The following is a 2,801-nucleotide window of genomic DNA, read 5'->3' on the forward strand; positions in this document are numbered from 1 at the left end:
CATGGCCACGCCAAATCGCCGACAACGGCATTGTCAAAAGCGCAGATCGATACTTATCGAAAACTTCCAAAGGCGCTGGCAACTTGTCCCTCCCAATCCATAAAGGGATGGAACTTCCCGATGATCGAGAACTTTGTCAACAGGGCCTAAGAGCAGTCAGATCTAAAGCTTGACAGTTGCTACATCAAAAGCGGCCTGCGGTTGTGAGACCTTTCAGCTTGGAGTCTCCCCTTGCTGAAACTTGGATTTGAGCCACTGATGTATGGATGACGTTCCCGCCAACAGTGAACCGCCGTCTTCTACAACACCGCCATTGAGGGAGGTAACAAGCGCTCCGGCTTCCTGGGCAATAATCTTGCCAGCCGCGTAGTCGTAATGGCTAAGGCCATCTTCGAAATAGCCATTTAACCTGCCCGCGCCAACATATGCGAGATCAAGTGCGGCCGAGCCGAGTCTGCGGATGCCTGCCGTCTCGTTGGTGATGGTATCCAGGGCCCGGAAGAAACTACTGCGGTCCATCGACTTCAACTGTCCGTGGATCGGCATAGATAGAGATATGATGGATTCTTCGGGCTTTTTCTCTTCCAACCGTGTCAGTTCCTTACCGTTCATCCGGGCACCCTGCCCTCGAACTGCCGTGAACATCTCGTCCCGCAATGGGTCAAGGACGACGCCCAGTATTTCGCCATCGTCGTCGCAAAGAGCGATGCTGACAGCAAAATAGGGAATGCCCCAGATGAAGTTGCTGGTTCCGTCGAGCGGGTCTACCACCCAGCGGCGTCGTGCGTCTGGCTTGCGCGTACCGGTTTCTTCACCCACGAAACCGTAGCGATCACCTGCCCTTGCCAGAACTGCGGCAATAGCCTCCTCGGCAGCAAGATCCGCCTTGGACGCATAATCACCCAAAGCTTTTCGTTGAACACTATCGCGGGACATGGCGCCGAAATGCGTCTTCAGTTCAGCGCCTCCGGCAAGTGCGGCGGACAATGCAAGCTGCATCAGTTCGTCAAGCGACCGGTCCGCCATCTCACACTCCCGAGGGTAGAAAAGTTATCGTCTCGAAATCCACACCGACGCGAGAGTCGAGATCGAGTGCGTGTCGTGTTTCCACCGAGATGGTCGCACCGTTCTCAAGTCGAAGGCTCTGCGTCCAGGCCTTGCCCATGAAGCGGCGATCTTTCACCGTTGCATTGAAGAGAGCGCTGCCGTTTTCGCGGGTCATTACCTGTTCGGGACGCACGACAAGTGTGCCTTTACCGCGGTGGCCGCTTCCTGTGATAGGAAGTCGCGATCCGTCAGCCATCTGGAAGCCGGCCTCATCAAATTCTCCCTCCAGAAAGTTTGCGCTGCCGACGAACTCGGCAACGAAGCGGTTCGCCGGTCGCGAATAAATTGTTTCGGGATCTGCAAGCTGCTGCACGATTCCATTCTGCATCACGGCGATCCGGTCCGACATTTCGAGGGCTTCTTCCTGATCATGCGTCACATAGATTGCTGTCAGACCGAGTCTCTTCTGCAGACTGCGCAGTTCATGGCGAAGAGCCACGCGAAGACGCGCATCAAGGTTGGACATGGGCTCGTCCATGAGAAGCAGCGGCGGGTTGATGACGAGTGCACGCGCCAGCGCGATGCGCTGCTGCATACCCCCACTCATTTCTGCGGGATAGCGCTTCTCGACGCCGTGAAGCTCGACCTGGGCCAGTGCGGCCCGAACCCTTTCAGCAACTTCGCTCTTCGGAACCTTACGCAGTTTGAGCCCGTAAGCGACATTGTCGAACACGGTCTGGTTTGGCCACAGCGCATAGTTCTGGAAGACGAAGCCGATATTTCTGTCCCAGGCGGCGAGCGAGGTCACGTTCTGCCCGTTGAACAGGATTTTTCCACCATCGATTGGGTGGAAGCCTGCAATGGCGCGCAAAAGTGTCGTCTTGCCGCAACCGGACGGCCCTAGCAGCGTGAAGAATTCGCCGGGCCTGATCGTGAGGCTGATGTCTTTCAGAACTGCATGATTGCCAAAGGTCTTGGAGACGGCGTCGATGACGACCTCGCAGCCTTGGGTTGGAGTTTTGGAAGATGAGGTTTCAACCACCGGAATTTCCTCGAATTTGGCCGTAGCGGACAATGAAATAGAGAGGGATGTAAATGATCAGCATCAGCAGGATGGTCTGTGCTGCGGAGACACCGAAATCGGCATCGACCAGCGTGTTCTCGAAGATCACGGCTGTCATCGGCTTCCACGGCGGACGATAGAGAACGATGGTAGACGACAGCTCCGTGACGATGTGAAGGAAGGTGAGCGTTGCACCGGTTACCGCCCCCGCCAGAACCAGAGGTGCCGTTATGGTGAAGAACACCCTGAATGGACGCGCTCCAAGACTGATTGCGGCCTCTTCGAGAGCCGGGTGAACGCGCCTCAGGGCCGCCTCTGACGCCTTCACCGTAAAAGGCAGGTTTCGAATGAGATAGGCAAGGAGAAGGATGAACCAGGTGCCGGTCAGTTGCAGCGGCGCCTTGTTGAACATCATGATGAGACCGATACCGAGCACCGTGCCGGGAATGACGTAGGGCATCATGACAGTGAGGCTGAGAACGGGGGCGATGATCCGGTAGCGCTTGCGTATAATCACATATGCAATCCCCAACCCGATTGCTTGTTGATTTCCACTGAGAGCTGACCCGGCGCAGCCTGATATTTCCATTGAGAATTGACCCATGTTTCAACCGTCCCTCGCATGTTTTCAGCGGGGGCCCTGGAGTGATCGACATGGCGTTACTGAGCGTGATCCGACGCTGGCATTTTA

3 protein-coding genes are annotated in these 2,801 nt (G+C 56.0%); all 3 read right to left on the reverse strand.

The features are described from left to right. Positions 1 to 213: 213 nt before the first annotated feature. From AC1DCP_RS26290 to AC1DCP_RS26300, 3 genes are read right to left on the reverse strand one after another with little or no spacing between them, the layout of a single operon-like run. Complete coding sequence (locus AC1DCP_RS26290) at positions 214 to 1,026, reverse strand: inositol monophosphatase family protein (protein ID WP_065687599.1); 813 nt, start codon at positions 1,024 to 1,026, stop codon at positions 214 to 216. A 1-nt stretch (position 1,027) separates the two neighbouring features. Next, entirely contained in the window at positions 1,028 to 2,089 is a 1,062-nt protein-coding gene (locus AC1DCP_RS26295; protein ID WP_065687598.1) for an ABC transporter ATP-binding protein, read from the reverse strand. Next, on the reverse strand, positions 2,082 to 2,714 hold the full coding sequence (locus tag AC1DCP_RS26300; RefSeq protein WP_476774855.1) for an ABC transporter permease: 633 nt from the start codon (positions 2,712 to 2,714) through the stop codon (positions 2,082 to 2,084). The genes AC1DCP_RS26295 and AC1DCP_RS26300 overlap by 8 nt, the downstream gene beginning before the upstream one ends. Between the last annotated feature and the right edge of the window lie 87 nt (positions 2,715 to 2,801).

Source organism: Agrobacterium sp. 10T429, from assembly GCF_056393925.1.